The organism is Haloleucobacter albus, from assembly GCF_052492075.1.
Map to the genome: position 1 here is coordinate 108,690 of NZ_JBQWAS010000022.1, position 14,252 is coordinate 122,941.

Sequence of the window (14,252 nt, forward strand, 5' to 3'; positions counted from 1 at the left end):
TGCTGCGCCGCAGCGTTTCAGAACTGATAGGCCGCGCTTAGCACCAGACCGTTTTCCTGCGGGGCGTTGCGGGCATAGGCGGTGCCCACCATGGCGGCTTGCAGGGTCAGGTTCGGCCGCCACTGCCAGGCCAGGCCGAACTGCAATTTGTAATATTCATGGGAGACGCCGTACCAGGGGCCCTTGCCCGCGCCTTCAGAAACCACATTGAAGGATTGGATCAGCATTTGCCAGCGCGGCGCGGTACGAATGCCCAGCGTTATATCCAGATGCACTTCATCTGGCGGATCATCAAAGCGGAAGCGCTGGGCCAGCTGCACATCCAGAAATGAGGGGCGCCCCCACAGGCTGAAGGAGAGGCCCCCCAGAAGGCGCAGGTCGATTTCCGTATTCTCATAACCTGCGGCGGCCGCGCTGCTGGCATTTCCGGTGCCGGAAAGGCGCAATATGCCCTGTGCGGAAACCACCCGGTTTTCATCCTGCCATAGCCGGGTGCGGACACCGGCATCCACATAGCCAAGGCCGGTATAGCTGGCGGAATCCGGCGCGCCCAATTTGACATGGATGAATTGCGGCGCGGCGATGAGAGTGAGCCAGTCTCGCGCCCCATATTCAAACAACAGGCTGATTTCTGTCTTGTCGAAGGGGCGGCTGGAATAGAGGCGGGAATCCGGGCCGTATTCCTGATTGGAATGGAGAAGGCTGGTCTGGAGAATGGCTTGCCCGGCGCCTTCCTTCAGGGTCCAGGCTCCGGCATGGGCGTGGTGCGGTGCGGCAAGAATGGGGCTGAGGCCCAAAATGGACGCAAGCAGAAAAAGGGGTCGGCCAAGCGCAAAACCCGCCAGCCCTGACGCATAAGGGGGGCGCTTCCAGCTTGGCCTGCGCGCAACCAATGCGCGCATTTTTGGAAATTTCCCCTTGTGATTCAATCGCTTTCCCCAGTGTCGGCAGTCTCCATATCTTAGCGCCAGATCTGTTGGAATGGGCTGCCCTACCGTTACCTTGCGTAAATTTCATGTGGGATTGTCTTGTGGCGCTGCACGTTACCCACCATATTGCGGTGTGAACCAGCAGGCCCGGTGCGGGCCTCGCCGACGGTTCGTTTGAGTTCTGAAAAGGGAACGACGATGTCCGATTATGATCGCCACGTCGCCGGCCGCTGGAATCCGTCGGTGGCGCGCTCGCAGGCCGAGATCGACCAGGGTCTGCGCTCCTACATGCTGAGTGTGTACAATTACATGGCGCTTGGCTTGGCCATTACCGGCCTGTTCGCGCTGGGTGTGTACATGCTCTCCGTCACCAGCGATCCGTCGCAGGCTGTGGCGCGTGTCTCCGGCGGCATCATGCTGACGCAGGTGGGGTACACGCTGTTCATCAGCCCGCTGAAATGGGTGGTGATGCTGGCCCCGCTGGCTGCCGTATTTTTTCTCAGCTTCCGCGTGGAGCGCATGAGCGTTTCCGCCGCGCAGCTGACCTTCTGGGTTTATGCAGGTCTGGTGGGCATTTCGCTTTCCACGATCTTCCTCGTCTACACCCATGAAAGCATTGTGCGGGTGTTCTTCATCACCGCAGCCTCGTTTGGCGCGCTGAGCCTCTATGGTTACACCACCCAGCGGGATCTTTCCGGCATGGGCTCTTTCCTGATGATGGGCCTGTTCGGCATCATCATTGCCTCGCTGGTGAATATTTTCCTCGGCTCCTCGCTGCTGCAATTTGTGGTGTCCGTGGTGGGCGTTCTGGTGTTCGCGGGCCTCACCGCCTACGATACCCAGCGCATCAAGGAAATGTATTTCGTGGGCGACGATGCGGCTGTGATGGGCAAGAAGGCCATCATGGGGGCGTTGACCCTGTATCTGGACTTCATCAACCTGTTCATGATGCTGCTCCAGCTTTTCGGTGGTCGCTCCAACGACTGATGGAAGGGCTTGACCTTCTGCGGAATGATCGAAGCCCCGGCCATGCGCCGGGGCTTTTTGTTTGGCCGGGCATGGTGTTGAAGGCTGGGCCGGCGGGTGTAATGGCTGTTCGGCCATAGGGTGGGCCGGCTCTGAAGAGGACGTGACGCGGATGGCAGGCCAGTTGGACAAGGGCTATCGCGATGCCGGCATTGTGAAGATCCGCCCTGCCGTGATGGCGGATATGCCGGCGATTGCGGCCATCTATGATGAGGCTGTGCGTACAGGGACTGGCAGCTTTGAGGTTGATCCGCCCGGCGTGGAGAATATGGCGCGCCGGCAAAACGCCCTTCTTGTGGCGGGCTTTCCCTGCCTTGTGGCGGAAAGGGCCGTGCTGGAAGGGGGCGGGCATGGCGGCAAGATGGAGATTCTCGGCTATGCCTATGCCAGTAGCCTGCGCCCGCGCGCGGCCTTTGGCTTTACGGTGGAAGATTCCATTTATGTGAATGCGCCGGCTCGTGGAATGGGCGTGGGACGGCAGCTTCTGGAGGCGCTGGTCGAGGCGTGTACGGCCCGCGGCTTTCGTCAGATGGTGGCGTTGATCGGCGACAGCGCCAATCTGGGCTCCATCGCGCTTCACCGGGCCTGTGGCTTTCAGCATCAGGGTGTGTTGCCGGCCTGTGGCTTCAAATTCGGCCGCTGGCTGGATGTGGTGTTGATGCAGCGGCCTCTGGGCGAAGGGGCGCAAACCCTGCCGCCGGAATGAGAGTGAGAGCGGTAGGCTGCCGATGCGCAGCTTGCGCCACCTTTTAAGAAAGGGGCCTGCCGCCGTTCTGAACCGTTGCATCAGGGACGTTGGCTGGCCGGCATAAAAAGAGGCCCTTGCGGGCCTCTTTCATCAGGTTTCGGGCTGGCTTTCTCAGCGGGTTATCAGTGTGCCGGCGCCATGGTCTGTCAGCAACTCCAGAAGAACGGCGTGGGGCACCTTGCCATCCACGATCACCACACCTTCCACGCCCTTTTCCAGCGCATAGATGCAGGTTTCCACCTTGGGGATCATGCCGCCGGAAATGGTGCCATCGGCGATAAGCGCATGGGCTTCGGAGATGGTGAGGCGGGGGATAAGCTGCTTGTTCTTGTCCAGCACGCCGGGCACATCGGTCAGCAGCAGCAGGCGCTTGGCCTTCAGCGCCCCGGCAATGGCCCCGGCGAAGGTATCGGCATTCACATTATAGGTGCCGCCATCACGGGCCGACGCCACGGGCGCAAGCACGGGGACGATCTCCCGACGCAGGATCTGGTCGAGAACCGTGGTGTCGACCTCTTCCGGCTCACCCACAAAGCCGAGATCCACCACCTGCTCGATCTTGCTGTCCGGGTCCACCAGGGTGCGGCTGGCCTTGCGGGCGCGCACCATGTTGCCATCCTTGCCGCACAGGCCCACCGCCTTGCCGCCGGCCTCATTGATGAAGCCCACAATCTGCTTGTTGATGGCCCCGGCCAGAACCATCTCCACGATTTCCACCGTGGCCTTGTCCGTCACGCGCAAACCTGCGGCGAACTGGGATTTGATGCCCAGCTTTTCCAGCATGGCACCAATCTGCGGGCCACCGCCATGCACCACCACGGGGTTGACGCCGGCCTGTTCCAGCAACACCACATCACGCGCAAAGTGGCGGGCGACATCCTCATTGCCCATGGCGTGCCCGCCATATTTCACCACGACGATGGCGTCGTCATAGCGCTGCATGTGCGGCAGGGCGCGGGCCAGAACATGGGCCTGCAACTGCGCTTCTTCGGTGGGGGTGATGGAGGATGTGCTCATGACAGGCTCATTGGAAAAAGGCGACCCAAAGGGGGCGTGTGGCGGCAACTCGGGGCCCGGCGGGTCCGGTCCTCACGGAGGAGGGCAGCGCCTGCGGGCCGCGTGATATGCTCTAGCCCGTTCGCAGGCAGGAAGAAAGGGCCGCGCAAGGCCGGAAGGCATATTGCTCCTGATTTGCGCGGCCCTGTGCTTCAGAAGGCTGCGGGCACCCGGCCCACGGGCAGGCCGCTGAGGCGCAGGCTGCCATCCTTGAAACTGAGTGGGAAGGTGACGGCCTTGCGGCCTTCAATCTGTGTGGGCCGGCCAACCATTGTTATCGCGCCCACAATGGGGGCGAGCTGGGGCGGAATGACACCAGCCTGCCCCAGTTGCTGCATCAGTTTTTGCACGCCGGCGAAGGAGAGGTCCACCGCGCCATTGAGCTGGCCCTGGGGGTTGAGCGAGACAACGCCTGTCGCTGCCGCGAGAATATCGGGCGAGATGATAGTGAGCTGCTCAAGCCGCAGCAGGCCTTTCGCCTCTGCCCAGGCGCGCAGGCGCTGTTCCAGCGGCATGGGGCGCAGATTGGCGGCTGCGGTGACAACCCCCTTCATCGAGGCGTCAATCGGCCCGGTATTGCCAAACTGCGCGAGCAGGGGAATCTGAGCGCCGGAAAGGGTGAGAGCATAGGCCACATCCTCCAGTGCGCCGGAGGCGTTCGGCCCGGCTCCGGGCTGGGTGTTGGCGCTGACCATGAGAGAGGCGGCGGAGAAGAGGGCGGACGGCGTGGCCCCTTCGTCCTGCGCCGGATCTTCAAGCAAGGTCAGCTCTGGCTTGTCCGCCATGATGGAGAAGCTCTCCGGGCGGCCGGATGTCATGCCCGCGCCCATCACTTGCAGATGCTGCCAGGTGAGGCCCAGAACTTCGCCGGTTTCCTTGTTTTCGATACGGGCGGGCTGCTGGATTTCCGTGATGATCTGGTTGGGAGACCACACCTGTGAAATGGCGCGGGCGGAGGTGGCGGTCATACGCAGGGGTTCGCCGGATTTCATATCGAGCGAGGGGGTGGCGCAGTTCAGCTCCAGCCGGAAGGGGAAGCCGGAAAGGCCACGTTCTGCACAATTCCAGATACGGCCGGCCTTGGCTTCGCGGGTTATCCAGGCGTCCAGTTCCTTTTCCACCCGGTTGGCGGCATAGATCCACGCCCCCGCCCAGCCAAGACACACCAGCACCACAAGCGCGATGACGGTGAGAACCGCCCAGTTGCGGCTGCGCGATGAAGAGGTTTCGGTCGTGCTCATGCGGTTCCTCTACGGCTCATCAGGGGCCGAAAGACAGGGATCTGGCTGGGCGCTGCGAGCTTTGCGGGGCTTGAGCCGCGGGACAAGCTTGCAGCGAAAGGTAACGCCTGTTAGGCGACAGGGTAGCTTAACTGTCAATGCAACACATCAACCAGATTGACCATGCCCGATCAGACCACGCCGCGCCATGATTCGCCCGAGGCGAATGCCACCAAGGCAGATGCAACGGAACAGAAAGAGGGCCACTGGGTGTTCGCCTATGGCTCGTTGATCTGGAACCCCGGCTTTGCTTTTGTGGAACGGTGTGAGGCCCGGCTGATTGGGGCGCATCGTGCGCTGTGCGTCTATTCCTACCATCATCGCGGCACACCGGAAGCGCCGGGCCTGGTGCTGGGGCTGGAGCAGGGCGGCTCATGCCATGGCGTCGCCTATCGCGTGGCGGCGGAGAACTGGACAGAGATTTACGCCTATCTCACGGAGCGGGAGCAGATCTCCGGCGTGTATGTGGAGAACAGTCTGGAAGTGGAGCTTCTGGACGGTTCACAGCGCCAGGCACCGGCGCTGGCCTATCTCGCCAACCGGACACATGAGCAATATGCCGGCAGTCTCACCCGCGCTGAGCAATTGCATCTGGTGCGACGGTCTCACGGCCGGGCCGGGCCCAATGCGGATTATGTGAGCTCCACCGTCGAGGCCCTGCACAAGCTGGGCATTGATGATGACGATTTGAACTGGATTGTGCGCAATCTGGGCTGAAAAGACGCGTCAGGCCGCGCGACGGCCCTGATAGGGAGGCACACACGCATAGCCGGGCACAGGCAGGTTGTGATGGGAGGCGATCACGGCCGGTAGGGCGGCTGTGTGTTCTGCCTTCAGATGCTCCGCTGCCGGGGCTTCGCTCTTCACCTGCGTGGCCTTTTGCAGAAGACGGCGCAGGGCCGGGGCCGGACGGGCCCCGAAAACATGGATGTGGATTTCATCCCCTTCGAGCCGCCGCGCCGCATGTTGCGCATCTTCTCCCGGCTGTCCGGCCCACATGGCGATGGAGCCTGCCGGAGTGCGCCGGGTGACGATGGCGATGGCCTCGGGATAATCGGGCGCGGCATCGGCCGGATAGACGGAGAACACATGGCGTTGACCGTCTTCATCCCGCCAGAAGCGGTAACGGGCACCCAGTGTCTCGGCAAAGCTGTCAACCTGCCGACCATTGAGGCATCCGGCATCCGACAGGGGGATCAGAAGCGAATCAAGTGTGTTCATGCGAACGAAACTAGAACACTTGTTCTCCCCAGGCAATAGTTTTCCACAGTGGTGGAAAATGGGAATACACCCAATATCCGGCTACCGTTCCACGTTGGCGGCAGGGTCGGCAGCAGGCGGGGTTTCCCCCAATTCCTTGAGGCCGATCTGTAACAGGCGGTTGCTGGCGCTTTCGATATCGTTTTCCAGCCTTGTGGAAAACGCGGTGCGTGACAGGCCGGGTGGAATTGCCGGCAGCACATCCACACGGATGGTGCCAGGCCGCCGCCTGAGCGCCCGGCGTGGCCAGTAGAGGCCGGAATTGAGCGCGATGGGCAGGCAGGGGGCTTTCAGGCTGGCATAAAGATAGGCCGCCCCCGGCTTGTAATCCGGCGGCGCGCCGGGCGGGCGTCGAGTACCCTCGGGAAAGATGAAGATCTGCCGGCCTTCCTCAGCGGCCGCACGGGCGCGTTTCGCCATATCCCGAAGGGCGGAGGGCCCGGCGCTGCGATCCACCGGGATCATGCCCATCTTCTTGAGATACCAGCCGAAGATCGGAATTTGCATCAGTTCCCGCTTAAGGATGAAGGCCGGGTCGCTGAACAGTTTCAGCAGGGCGATGGTTTCCCAGGCTGATTGATGCTTGGAGGCGATCAGCAGCGGCCCTTCGGGCATGTTTTCCAGCCCGCTAATCTCCTCGCGCACGCCGCACAGCACCCGCAGCAGAAAGGCCGTGGTGTTCAGCCACAGCCGCACTCCGCTGCGATGTAGCGCCTGCCGCGAGAGGAAGGGCAGAAGCGGCAGAAACAGCAGCATGTAAAAGAGGGTCGCCAGATAAAAGGCGATCTGGAAAAGCAGCGAACGCAGGACCGTCACCAGGAGGTTCCCTTCCGGGGGGGTGGCATTGAGACAGACGGTCTGGCCCATGCGCGCCGGCAGGGCAAGGTTCTTGTGCGGTTTCACAAGGCCGGAATTATTCGGAGACCATGGCCGGAAGCGCGCTTTCGCCCCGCATGCGGACTGTGGCCGGCTGGGTACTATAGTGTGGGGGCGGAATATCCTCGGCCTTGGCGACGGCTTGCGCCGGGCGGATCTTCACCCGCGCCATCACATATTTCAGATATTCCTTGAACAGAAGCTGGAGAATGGCCGGGTCCCGCCACCAGCGCTGTGCATCCATCCGCGAGGTGACAACGGGATAGGCGATCAGCTCCACATCCGGCAGAGAGCGGTTCAGCTCCACCAGCGCGCGGGGCATGTGCCATGTGGAGGTGACAACCACAAGAGAATGAAAGTTCTTCGCCCGTGTCCATTCCGCGGCCTCAATGGCGTTGCCACGGGTGTTGAGCGCCTTGTGGCCCAGATCAATGCAGCAGGCCAGAAGCCTTTCGCCATCCGGCCAGTCATCTTCGGAGAGGGCGCGGCGCAGTTCGCCGGGCGAGGTGGTCGGGTTCACCCCGGTAATGAGCAGGCGCTGGCCATAGCCCCTGGCCAGAAGCGAGACGGCATCAATCACGCGCCCCTCGCCGCCGGTGAGCACCACAATGGCGTCCACCGATTTCAACAGCTTGGGCTCGCGCGTGGCGATCTGCGTGGTGAAGGCGAGAAAGCCGGCCATAACAGCAACCGCGCTGAAGCCCATGGCCAGGACCAGCCCAAGCAGAAACCTGCGCCACAGGCTGTGTCGCCGGGGCTTGCGGGTGGAATCGGATGGGCCGCCTCCCGTCTCCTGCGGGGGGGCGTCATTGCTGGGCGCGTTTTGCGTCATGGGCGGAAGAATGTCGTGGGAATGCGGCAGTGTCGAGGACGAGGCCAGCCGTTTGCGCGGGGGCTCATTGAATGTTTCTCAGCGTGCGATAAACCGTGAAACGGGACGTGAGCGCCGTGGCGCAGGCCACCAGAACCACAACAAGGGCGATGCCGATAAAGCCGGCAAGTCCCGGATCTAGCCATGTCAGCAGGCTGGCATCTTCCGGGTTGCCGGAAAGGCCAAAGCGGGGCAGCAGCACCAGAAGGCCAAAAAGGGCCACCGCCGCCAGCCCTCCCAACAGCCCGCCCTGCGCGCCGATCTTCAGAAAGTGGCGCTGAAACTGGGCGGCGATAAAGCCATCACGCGCACCCACAAAATGCAGAACCTCCACCACCGTGCGGTTGGTAGCCACTGCGGCGCGAGTGGCGAACACCACGCTGAGCACGGTGGCGATGCCCACCAGAACCAGAAGGCCAAGGCCGGCCAGGGTAACGCCTTCCGCCGTGGCACTGAGCCGACGGGACCATGTGCGGTGGTCATCCAGAGAGGCCGTGGGGATGCGGTCCCCCAATGTGCGCCGCAGAGCGGGGATATCGGCCTGGCCTGAATTGTCCAGCCGCACCACCACCACCCGTGGCACGGGCAGGTCATCCAGTTCCAGCCCCGCGCCCAGCCAAGGCTCCAGCAGGCCGGCTGTTTCCGCCGCGCTGAGCACATGAACGTCGGCGACGCCGGGGGCCTTGCTGGCGATTTCGGTGGCCAGCTTCACTTCTGCATTGGTGGTGGCCGGTTCGCCGGCGCGGATCTGGATGGTGATTTCACGCGTGACATCGCTGCGCCACTGGCTGGCGGTTGCGCGCACGCCAAAGGCCGCGCCCACGGTGAGGCTGGCCAGAAAGGTCATGATGGCGACCACAGCCACCAGAGCCCGGCCGGAAATGGTGGAGCGGGGCACGATGGAGGCTTGCGGCCGCTCTTTCGCGGTGGGGCGGGCGGCAGGGGTAATGTCACCCTGTGCCCCGGCGCCGGCCTTGTCGTTTGGCCCATCCTGTCCTGCATGCGCAGCTTCATCTTCGCTTTTGAGGCGGCCGGACGAAGCCTTGTGCTCGGAAGCGGGAAGAGGGGTTTCCTCCTGGCTGGCAGGCAGAGGGCGCGGCGTGGCCTGGGTGCGGAAAACACCGGCACGCGAGGGTGTCGCATTTGGCAAGTGTTGAGACTGACCATGCGGGCGCACATCATGGCCCGGCGCCGCCATGCCAGGGGCTCGTCCATCGTGGCTTTCGCCATTGGGGTTTTTGGCGTCGGTTCCGGCCATGTCAGTCATAAATATAGAGGCGTCCGTCGGCGATCACGAGCCGGCGGGCGTCATATTGATCCATCAGGGCGATATCATGGGTGGCCAGCAGCACCGAGGTGCCGGTGCGGTTCAGCTCTATGAACAGGCGCAACAGGCGGCGGGCCAGGGTGGGGTCCACATTGCCGGTGGGCTCATCGGCCAGCAGAAATTCCGGCCGGCTGATGAGCGCGCGGGCAATGGCGACACGCTGCTTCTCGCCGCCCGAGAGCACCGGGGGCAGCACATCCTTGCGCTCACCCAGGCCAACCCAGTGCAGGAGCTCTGTCACCTCGGCGCGATAGCTGGCTTCCTCCTTGCCCAGCACCCGCAGCGGCAACGCCACATTCTCATAAGTGGTGAGATGGTCGAGCAGGCGAAAATCCTGAAACACGAAGCCAATGCGCCGGCGCATGGCGGCCACTTCATCCGGCGTGAGGGAGGAGACATCCCGCCCGAACAGGGTGATGAGCCCGCGCGTGGGGCGCAGGGAGAGAAACAGCAGGCGCAGCAATGTGGTCTTCCCCGCGCCCGAGGGCCCGGTGAGGAACTGGAACGAGCGGGGCTCAATGCCGAAGGTCACATCCTTCAGCACTTCCTGCCCCATTCCATATCTCAGGCCGACATTCTCGAACCGGACCAATGGCACCCCCGTTGCCGAATCACATCATGCGCGCAGCATGCGAGCATAAACCAGGCCAGCCTTGCCCGACCACGCCAGACATCCGCAACGCAGATTTTGCGTGCGGTTACCAGGTTTGAACAGCCTTCATGCCCCCGGCCTGCGGGTATCCGGCACTTGTCCCGGATATTCTGCATGAGGCGCCATGACGGGTTAACGCACCTTTTCAGCACAACCGTTTTTGTGTTGGCCGTGCTTTTCTCGTGCCGCAGCGTCCGGGCAAAAACACGGCATGGTGCAGATTTTCCAGCCTTTTGTTGCTGATTTTGGCAGAGGCCAGGGCGTTCCGCCACTTTGGACGAGGTGGTTTTGTTGCTTCCCCTGACGTAAGCTGGTGCAGAAAATTATGCATTCCTTTCCCGGCCAGCACTGGCAGACAGACGGGGACGGCGTACATAAGAGGCAAGGGAGGCCCCGCCTGCGCAAGCCGACGACAGGTCTCCAACCCATATAACTGGCGCGCGGCCTGCCGCGGGCCCAAGGCATGGCGAAGCAGTGTTCGATCTTACCACGATCATCTTTCTGGCTCTTGCGGTGTTCATCTTCATCCGTCTGCGCAGCGTGCTTGGCCAGCGCACGGGTCGCGAGCGGCCGCCTTTTGATCCCTTCTCGGGCGACAAGGCGAACAAGCCCAATGGCAACGGCCCCAAGGATGACAATGTGGTGCAGTTGCCCAACCGTGGGCCGACTCCGCCGCCCGTCCAGCCTCAGCCGGCCTCTGCGGCGGAAGATGAGGAAGAGGCCCGGCCGGCCGTCTGGCGCTGGGAGGGCATCGCCCCTGAAGGCAGCGCGAATGCCGCCGCTCTGGATGCAATCGCCCGCGCCGAGCCGGATTTCAACGGCCCCTATTTCCTTGAAGGCGCGAAAGCTGCCTATGAGATGATCGTCACCGCCTATGCCAATGGTGACCGGAGCATGTTGAAGGATATGCTGGCGAAAGATGTCTATGACAATTTCGTTGCTGCCATCAAGGACCGCGAAGGGCGGGGCGAGACGATGGAAACCCGCTTCGTCGCCATTGAAAAGGCGGATGTGGAGGAGGTGGCCGTGGAGGGACGCAAGGCGCGCATCACGGTGCGTTTCCTCTCCCAGCTCATTTCCGTCACCCGCAGCAAGGATGGTGCGGTGGTGGATGGCAGCGCCGATACGGTGGGTGATGTGGTGGATGTATGGACCTTCGCCCGCGAACTGGGCGCGCGCGATCCGAACTGGAAACTGGTGGCGACCGAAGCCGGCCAGTGAGCCACCCTTCCGGGAACAGCTTTTCAAAGGGCGTGGAAGCTACCTTCCACGCCCTTTGTGCTGTGAAAGGCTCGACAAGCGCGCGGGAAGCTTCCACAAAAGGGCGGAGTCCGCCGGCCTGCATTTCCGGCAGACATGATGACAAGCCCCGAGAAGATCAGGTGTTTCACACGCATGTTTCCCGTCTGCCCCGGTGGCCCGTGCACGGCTTCGCCCGGCGCTTGCCGGCGGATGCCCGGTCGGCTGAGCCGCGCCTTCTGGCCCATGTCTGTGGGGTGGAGCGGCCGTGGCTGGCGGCAGAACGGGTGAAAGAGGCATGCGTGCGTGGGGCCTTTCGGATGCGTTGGGGAACCGCAGAACCACGCATGCAGAGCTCTCCTGTTTCTGGATCAGGGGGACATGGCCGCTTCGGACTTTTTGTGAGCCTTGTAATGGCCGGGCTCATGCTTTTGGCCGGTGCGGAGAGGTCGGGAGCGCGGGCCATGCCTGTCACAGCGGTGGCCGCAGCAGAGGCTTTGGGTGGTTTGTCACCACTTCCCGGTGCGCAGCTTGTGCCTCTGCCTTATGAGGCGCTCGCGGGCTGGCGTGCTGATGACCACGCCGCAGCTTTCCAGACATTCCGGGCCAGTTGCGCCCATATCCAGCCTCCCGTCTGTGGAGAGGGCAATGCGCGCCAATATGCGCTTCAGGCCGGGTTGGCGAGGGCCTGCAAGGCGGCGCGCGCTCTGGGGTGGGTGCCGAATGCCCGGCTGGCGCGCCTGTTCTTCGAGGCGCATTTCGAGCCGGTGCGCATCGTGGCGTCGGATACAGGCCGGGGCGGGTTTTTCACGGGCTATTATGAGCCGGAAGTAGCTGGCGCGCTCACGCAGGATGAGACCTATAACGTGCCGGTTCTCGCCCGGCCCACCGATCTGGTGGAAACGCCGGAAGGCGTCCGCCGGCAAGTGGCGGATGCAGCGCTGCCTGCCTATTTCACCCGTGCCGAAATCGAGGATGGGGCTCTGGCCGGGCGCGGGCTGGAAATTGCCTATCTGAAAGATCCGGTGGATCTGTTCTTCATGCAGATTCAGGGGTCGGCGCGTTTGCGCCTGCCGGATGGCCGGGTGATGCGCCTGAATTATGCCGGCAAGAATGGTCATCCTTATGTGGCGGTTGGCCGGGAACTGATCGCGAAGGGGCTGGTGCCACGCGAGGAGATGTCCATGGCGCGCATCCGCGCCTATATGACGGCGCATCCCCAGGCCGGGCGCGCTCTGCGGCGGCTCAACCCGTCTTATGTGTTCTTTCAGGCGGTGGACCTCAAGCCGGGTGAAGGGCCCATGGGGGCGCAGGGTGTGCCGCTAACGGCGGGGCGTTCTCTGGCGGTGGACCGGCGCCTGCATGTTTATGGCAGCCCGGTTTATGTGGATGCGGAACTACCCCTGTCTGCGCCGGGTAAAAGCTCACCTTTCCAGCGGCTGATGATTGCGCAGGATACCGGCTCGGCCATCATTGGCCCGGCGCGGGGCGATATCTATTTCGGGGCCGGCCCGAAAGCCGCCACACAGGCCGGGCGCATGCGCCATGGCGGAAATTTCACGCTGCTCGTACCCCGTTTTCTCCCGGCTGAAGGGGAGTGCCAGCCATGAGCCGGCGGAGCCGTAAACGGGAACTGAAAGCCGAAGAGCGAGCCTTGTGGGCGCATGTGGTGCAGCACATCACACCTCTGCATCCCCGGACAGAGACAGCGCCCGCCTCTCCACCGGCTCCCCCTCCCGCAGAACAGCCCTCGACGCCGGAGCCACCAGCCTCTCAAAAAGCCGGCCCCTCATCTGCCTCACGGAAACGCCCTCCCGCACCGCCTGCGCCACCCCCACTCACGACGCTGGAGCCGAAGGCGCGCCGGCGTCTGGGCCGGGGTGCGGAGGTGGATGCCCGCCTTGATTTGCATGGGCTGACACAGACAGCCGCGCATTACCGCCTGCGCATGTTTCTGATGGACGCGCAGGCCAGCGGCCATTCCGTGGTGCTCGTCATCACCGGAAAGGGCGGGGGAGATCGGCTCGCGCAGGAGCGTGAAAGCGCCCGCCAGATGGCGGCGGTGTTTGGAGAAGAGCGTGGCGTGTTGCGCCGTGCCGTGCCGCACTGGCTGGCCGCGCCGGATTTGCGCGGTGTGGTGCTGGGTTTTGAATCGGCCGGGCGTCGCCATGGCGGGGAGGGGGCGCTTTATGTGCGCATCCGTCGCCGCCGCTGACCTGTTCCGGGAAGAGGTCAGCGGATTTCAGCCGGAACGCAGAGGCGGGCCCGGCAGACGATAGGTGCGGCCTGCCCCCAGCAGATGCAATTCATGAGGGCGCAGCGGAAACAGGCCCGCTATGGCCGGGTCGCTCACATCCAGCCCTCCGGTGAAGGCCCCGAAGGCGGGCAGCACCATGCGCATGCCATCCGTAACGAAACAGCGGCGGCGCACGCTGCGTCCGCGTGTCGCCACACGCGCAACCGGGTGCAAATGGCCGCACAGCTCTCCAGCGGGCTCTCCCCCAGTTGGGGGGCTTCCAGTTGGCATGCTTCCAGTTGGTTCATGGCGAAAGGTGAGAGGGCCGTGCTTCAGTTCTGCCAGCCCTTCTCCGCCAAATCCATGGGGCAGGGGGTCATGATTGCCGGCGATCCAGATGAAGTTGAGGCCTTGCTGGAGTGCGAGAAGGCTGTCACGCGCCTGTTGCGGTAGACGCTCTTCGGCCCAGCGATCATGCAGGCTGTCACCCAGTGCAATGACTGTGCGGGGCTGATGTCGACGGATTTGGAGAGCGAGGCGGTTCAGCGTCTCCTGCGTATCATAAGGGGGCAGCATCTGGCCGCGCCGGGCAAAGGATGAGCCCTTTTCCAGATGCATGTCGGCCACCAGAAGGGCGCGCTCCTCCACCCAGAACACCGCGCCGGAGGGGTCGAGCAACAGTTCCGCGCCATTCAGATCCAGAAGGGTGAGGGCTGCTGTGGTGTTCGATTCGGGCATGAGAGGAGAGGCGG

15 protein-coding genes are annotated in these 14,252 nt (G+C 63.3%); 6 read left to right on the top strand and 9 right to left on the bottom strand.

The features are described 5' to 3' along the window. Positions 1-17: 17 nt before the first annotated feature. Positions 18-902 carry a hypothetical protein gene (locus ACT6QH_RS05950; RefSeq protein WP_444973891.1) on the bottom strand — a complete coding sequence of 295 codons (885 nt, stop codon included), beginning with the start codon at positions 900-902 and terminating at the stop codon, positions 18-20. Positions 903-1,127: 225 nt separating this feature from the next. Between ACT6QH_RS05950 and ACT6QH_RS05955 the strand changes: the two genes are divergently transcribed. Together ACT6QH_RS05955 and ACT6QH_RS05960 are read left to right on the top strand one after the other, a co-directional pair. Continuing rightward, positions 1,128-1,916, top strand: a complete 789-nt coding sequence (locus ACT6QH_RS05955; RefSeq protein WP_444973892.1) for a Bax inhibitor-1/YccA family protein — start codon at positions 1,128-1,130, stop codon at positions 1,914-1,916. Between the two features lie 151 nt (positions 1,917-2,067). Further along, positions 2,068-2,661, top strand: coding sequence for a GNAT family N-acetyltransferase (locus ACT6QH_RS05960; RefSeq protein WP_444974021.1), 594 nt, complete (start codon positions 2,068-2,070; stop codon positions 2,659-2,661). Positions 2,662-2,814: 153 nt separating this feature from the next. Here ACT6QH_RS05960 and argB read toward each other — a convergent pair whose 3' ends face one another. Both argB and ACT6QH_RS05970 read right to left on the bottom strand, forming a co-directional pair. Next, positions 2,815-3,720: an acetylglutamate kinase gene (argB, locus tag ACT6QH_RS05965; protein ID WP_444973893.1), complete on the bottom strand. Its 906-nt coding sequence runs from the start codon at positions 3,718-3,720 to the stop codon at positions 2,815-2,817. Positions 3,721-3,911: 191 nt separating this feature from the next. Continuing rightward, positions 3,912-5,000, bottom strand: coding sequence for a DUF2125 domain-containing protein (locus tag ACT6QH_RS05970; protein ID WP_444973894.1), 1,089 nt, complete (start codon positions 4,998-5,000; stop codon positions 3,912-3,914). 162 nt (positions 5,001-5,162) lie between these two features. Between ACT6QH_RS05970 and ACT6QH_RS05975 the strand changes: the two genes are divergently transcribed. After that, positions 5,163-5,756, top strand: a complete 594-nt coding sequence (locus tag ACT6QH_RS05975) for a gamma-glutamylcyclotransferase (RefSeq protein WP_444973895.1) — start codon at positions 5,163-5,165, stop codon at positions 5,754-5,756. A 9-nt stretch (positions 5,757-5,765) separates the two neighbouring features. On the opposite strand, the gene ACT6QH_RS05980 is transcribed toward ACT6QH_RS05975, so the two are convergent. The 5 genes from ACT6QH_RS05980 to ftsE all read right to left on the bottom strand — a co-directional run bounded on the left by ACT6QH_RS05980 (position 5,766) and on the right by ftsE (position 9,965). Beyond that, positions 5,766-6,260, bottom strand: a complete 495-nt coding sequence (locus ACT6QH_RS05980; protein ID WP_444973896.1) for a hypothetical protein — start codon at positions 6,258-6,260, stop codon at positions 5,766-5,768. 81 nt (positions 6,261-6,341) lie between these two features. After that, positions 6,342-7,115, bottom strand: coding sequence for a lysophospholipid acyltransferase family protein (locus tag ACT6QH_RS05985; protein ID WP_444973897.1), 774 nt, complete (start codon positions 7,113-7,115; stop codon positions 6,342-6,344). 97 nt (positions 7,116-7,212) lie between these two features. Then, positions 7,213-8,007 carry a YdcF family protein gene (locus ACT6QH_RS05990; RefSeq protein WP_444973898.1) on the bottom strand — a complete coding sequence of 265 codons (795 nt, stop codon included), beginning with the start codon at positions 8,005-8,007 and terminating at the stop codon, positions 7,213-7,215. 64 nt (positions 8,008-8,071) lie between these two features. After that, positions 8,072-9,304, bottom strand: a complete 1,233-nt coding sequence (locus tag ACT6QH_RS05995; RefSeq protein WP_444973899.1) for a cell division protein FtsX — start codon at positions 9,302-9,304, stop codon at positions 8,072-8,074. 1 nt (position 9,305) lies between these two features. Then, entirely contained in the window at positions 9,306-9,965 is a 660-nt protein-coding gene (gene ftsE / locus ACT6QH_RS06000; RefSeq protein WP_444973900.1) for a cell division ATP-binding protein FtsE, read from the bottom strand. A gap of 534 nt (positions 9,966-10,499) precedes the next feature. Here ftsE and ACT6QH_RS06005 point away from each other — a divergent pair. The 3 genes from ACT6QH_RS06005 (at position 10,500) to ACT6QH_RS06015 (ending at position 13,479) form a co-directional block, all read left to right on the top strand. Next, positions 10,500-11,246 carry a Tim44/TimA family putative adaptor protein gene (locus ACT6QH_RS06005; RefSeq protein ID WP_444973901.1) on the top strand — a complete coding sequence of 249 codons (747 nt, stop codon included), beginning with the start codon at positions 10,500-10,502 and terminating at the stop codon, positions 11,244-11,246. A 482-nt stretch (positions 11,247-11,728) separates the two neighbouring features. Continuing rightward, positions 11,729-12,874 (top strand): murein transglycosylase A, encoded by a 1,146-nt coding sequence (gene mltA / locus ACT6QH_RS06010; RefSeq protein WP_444973902.1) that lies wholly within the window; start codon positions 11,729-11,731, stop codon positions 12,872-12,874. Then, complete coding sequence (locus ACT6QH_RS06015; protein ID WP_444973903.1) at positions 12,871-13,479, top strand: Smr/MutS family protein; 609 nt, start codon at positions 12,871-12,873, stop codon at positions 13,477-13,479. The genes mltA and ACT6QH_RS06015 overlap by 4 nt, the downstream gene beginning before the upstream one ends. A gap of 27 nt (positions 13,480-13,506) precedes the next feature. Here the strand turns inward: ACT6QH_RS06015 and pdeM are convergent, their stop codons facing one another. Continuing rightward, complete coding sequence (pdeM, locus tag ACT6QH_RS06020) at positions 13,507-14,238, bottom strand: ligase-associated DNA damage response endonuclease PdeM (RefSeq protein ID WP_444973904.1); 732 nt, start codon at positions 14,236-14,238, stop codon at positions 13,507-13,509. Between the last annotated feature and the right edge of the window lie 14 nt (positions 14,239-14,252).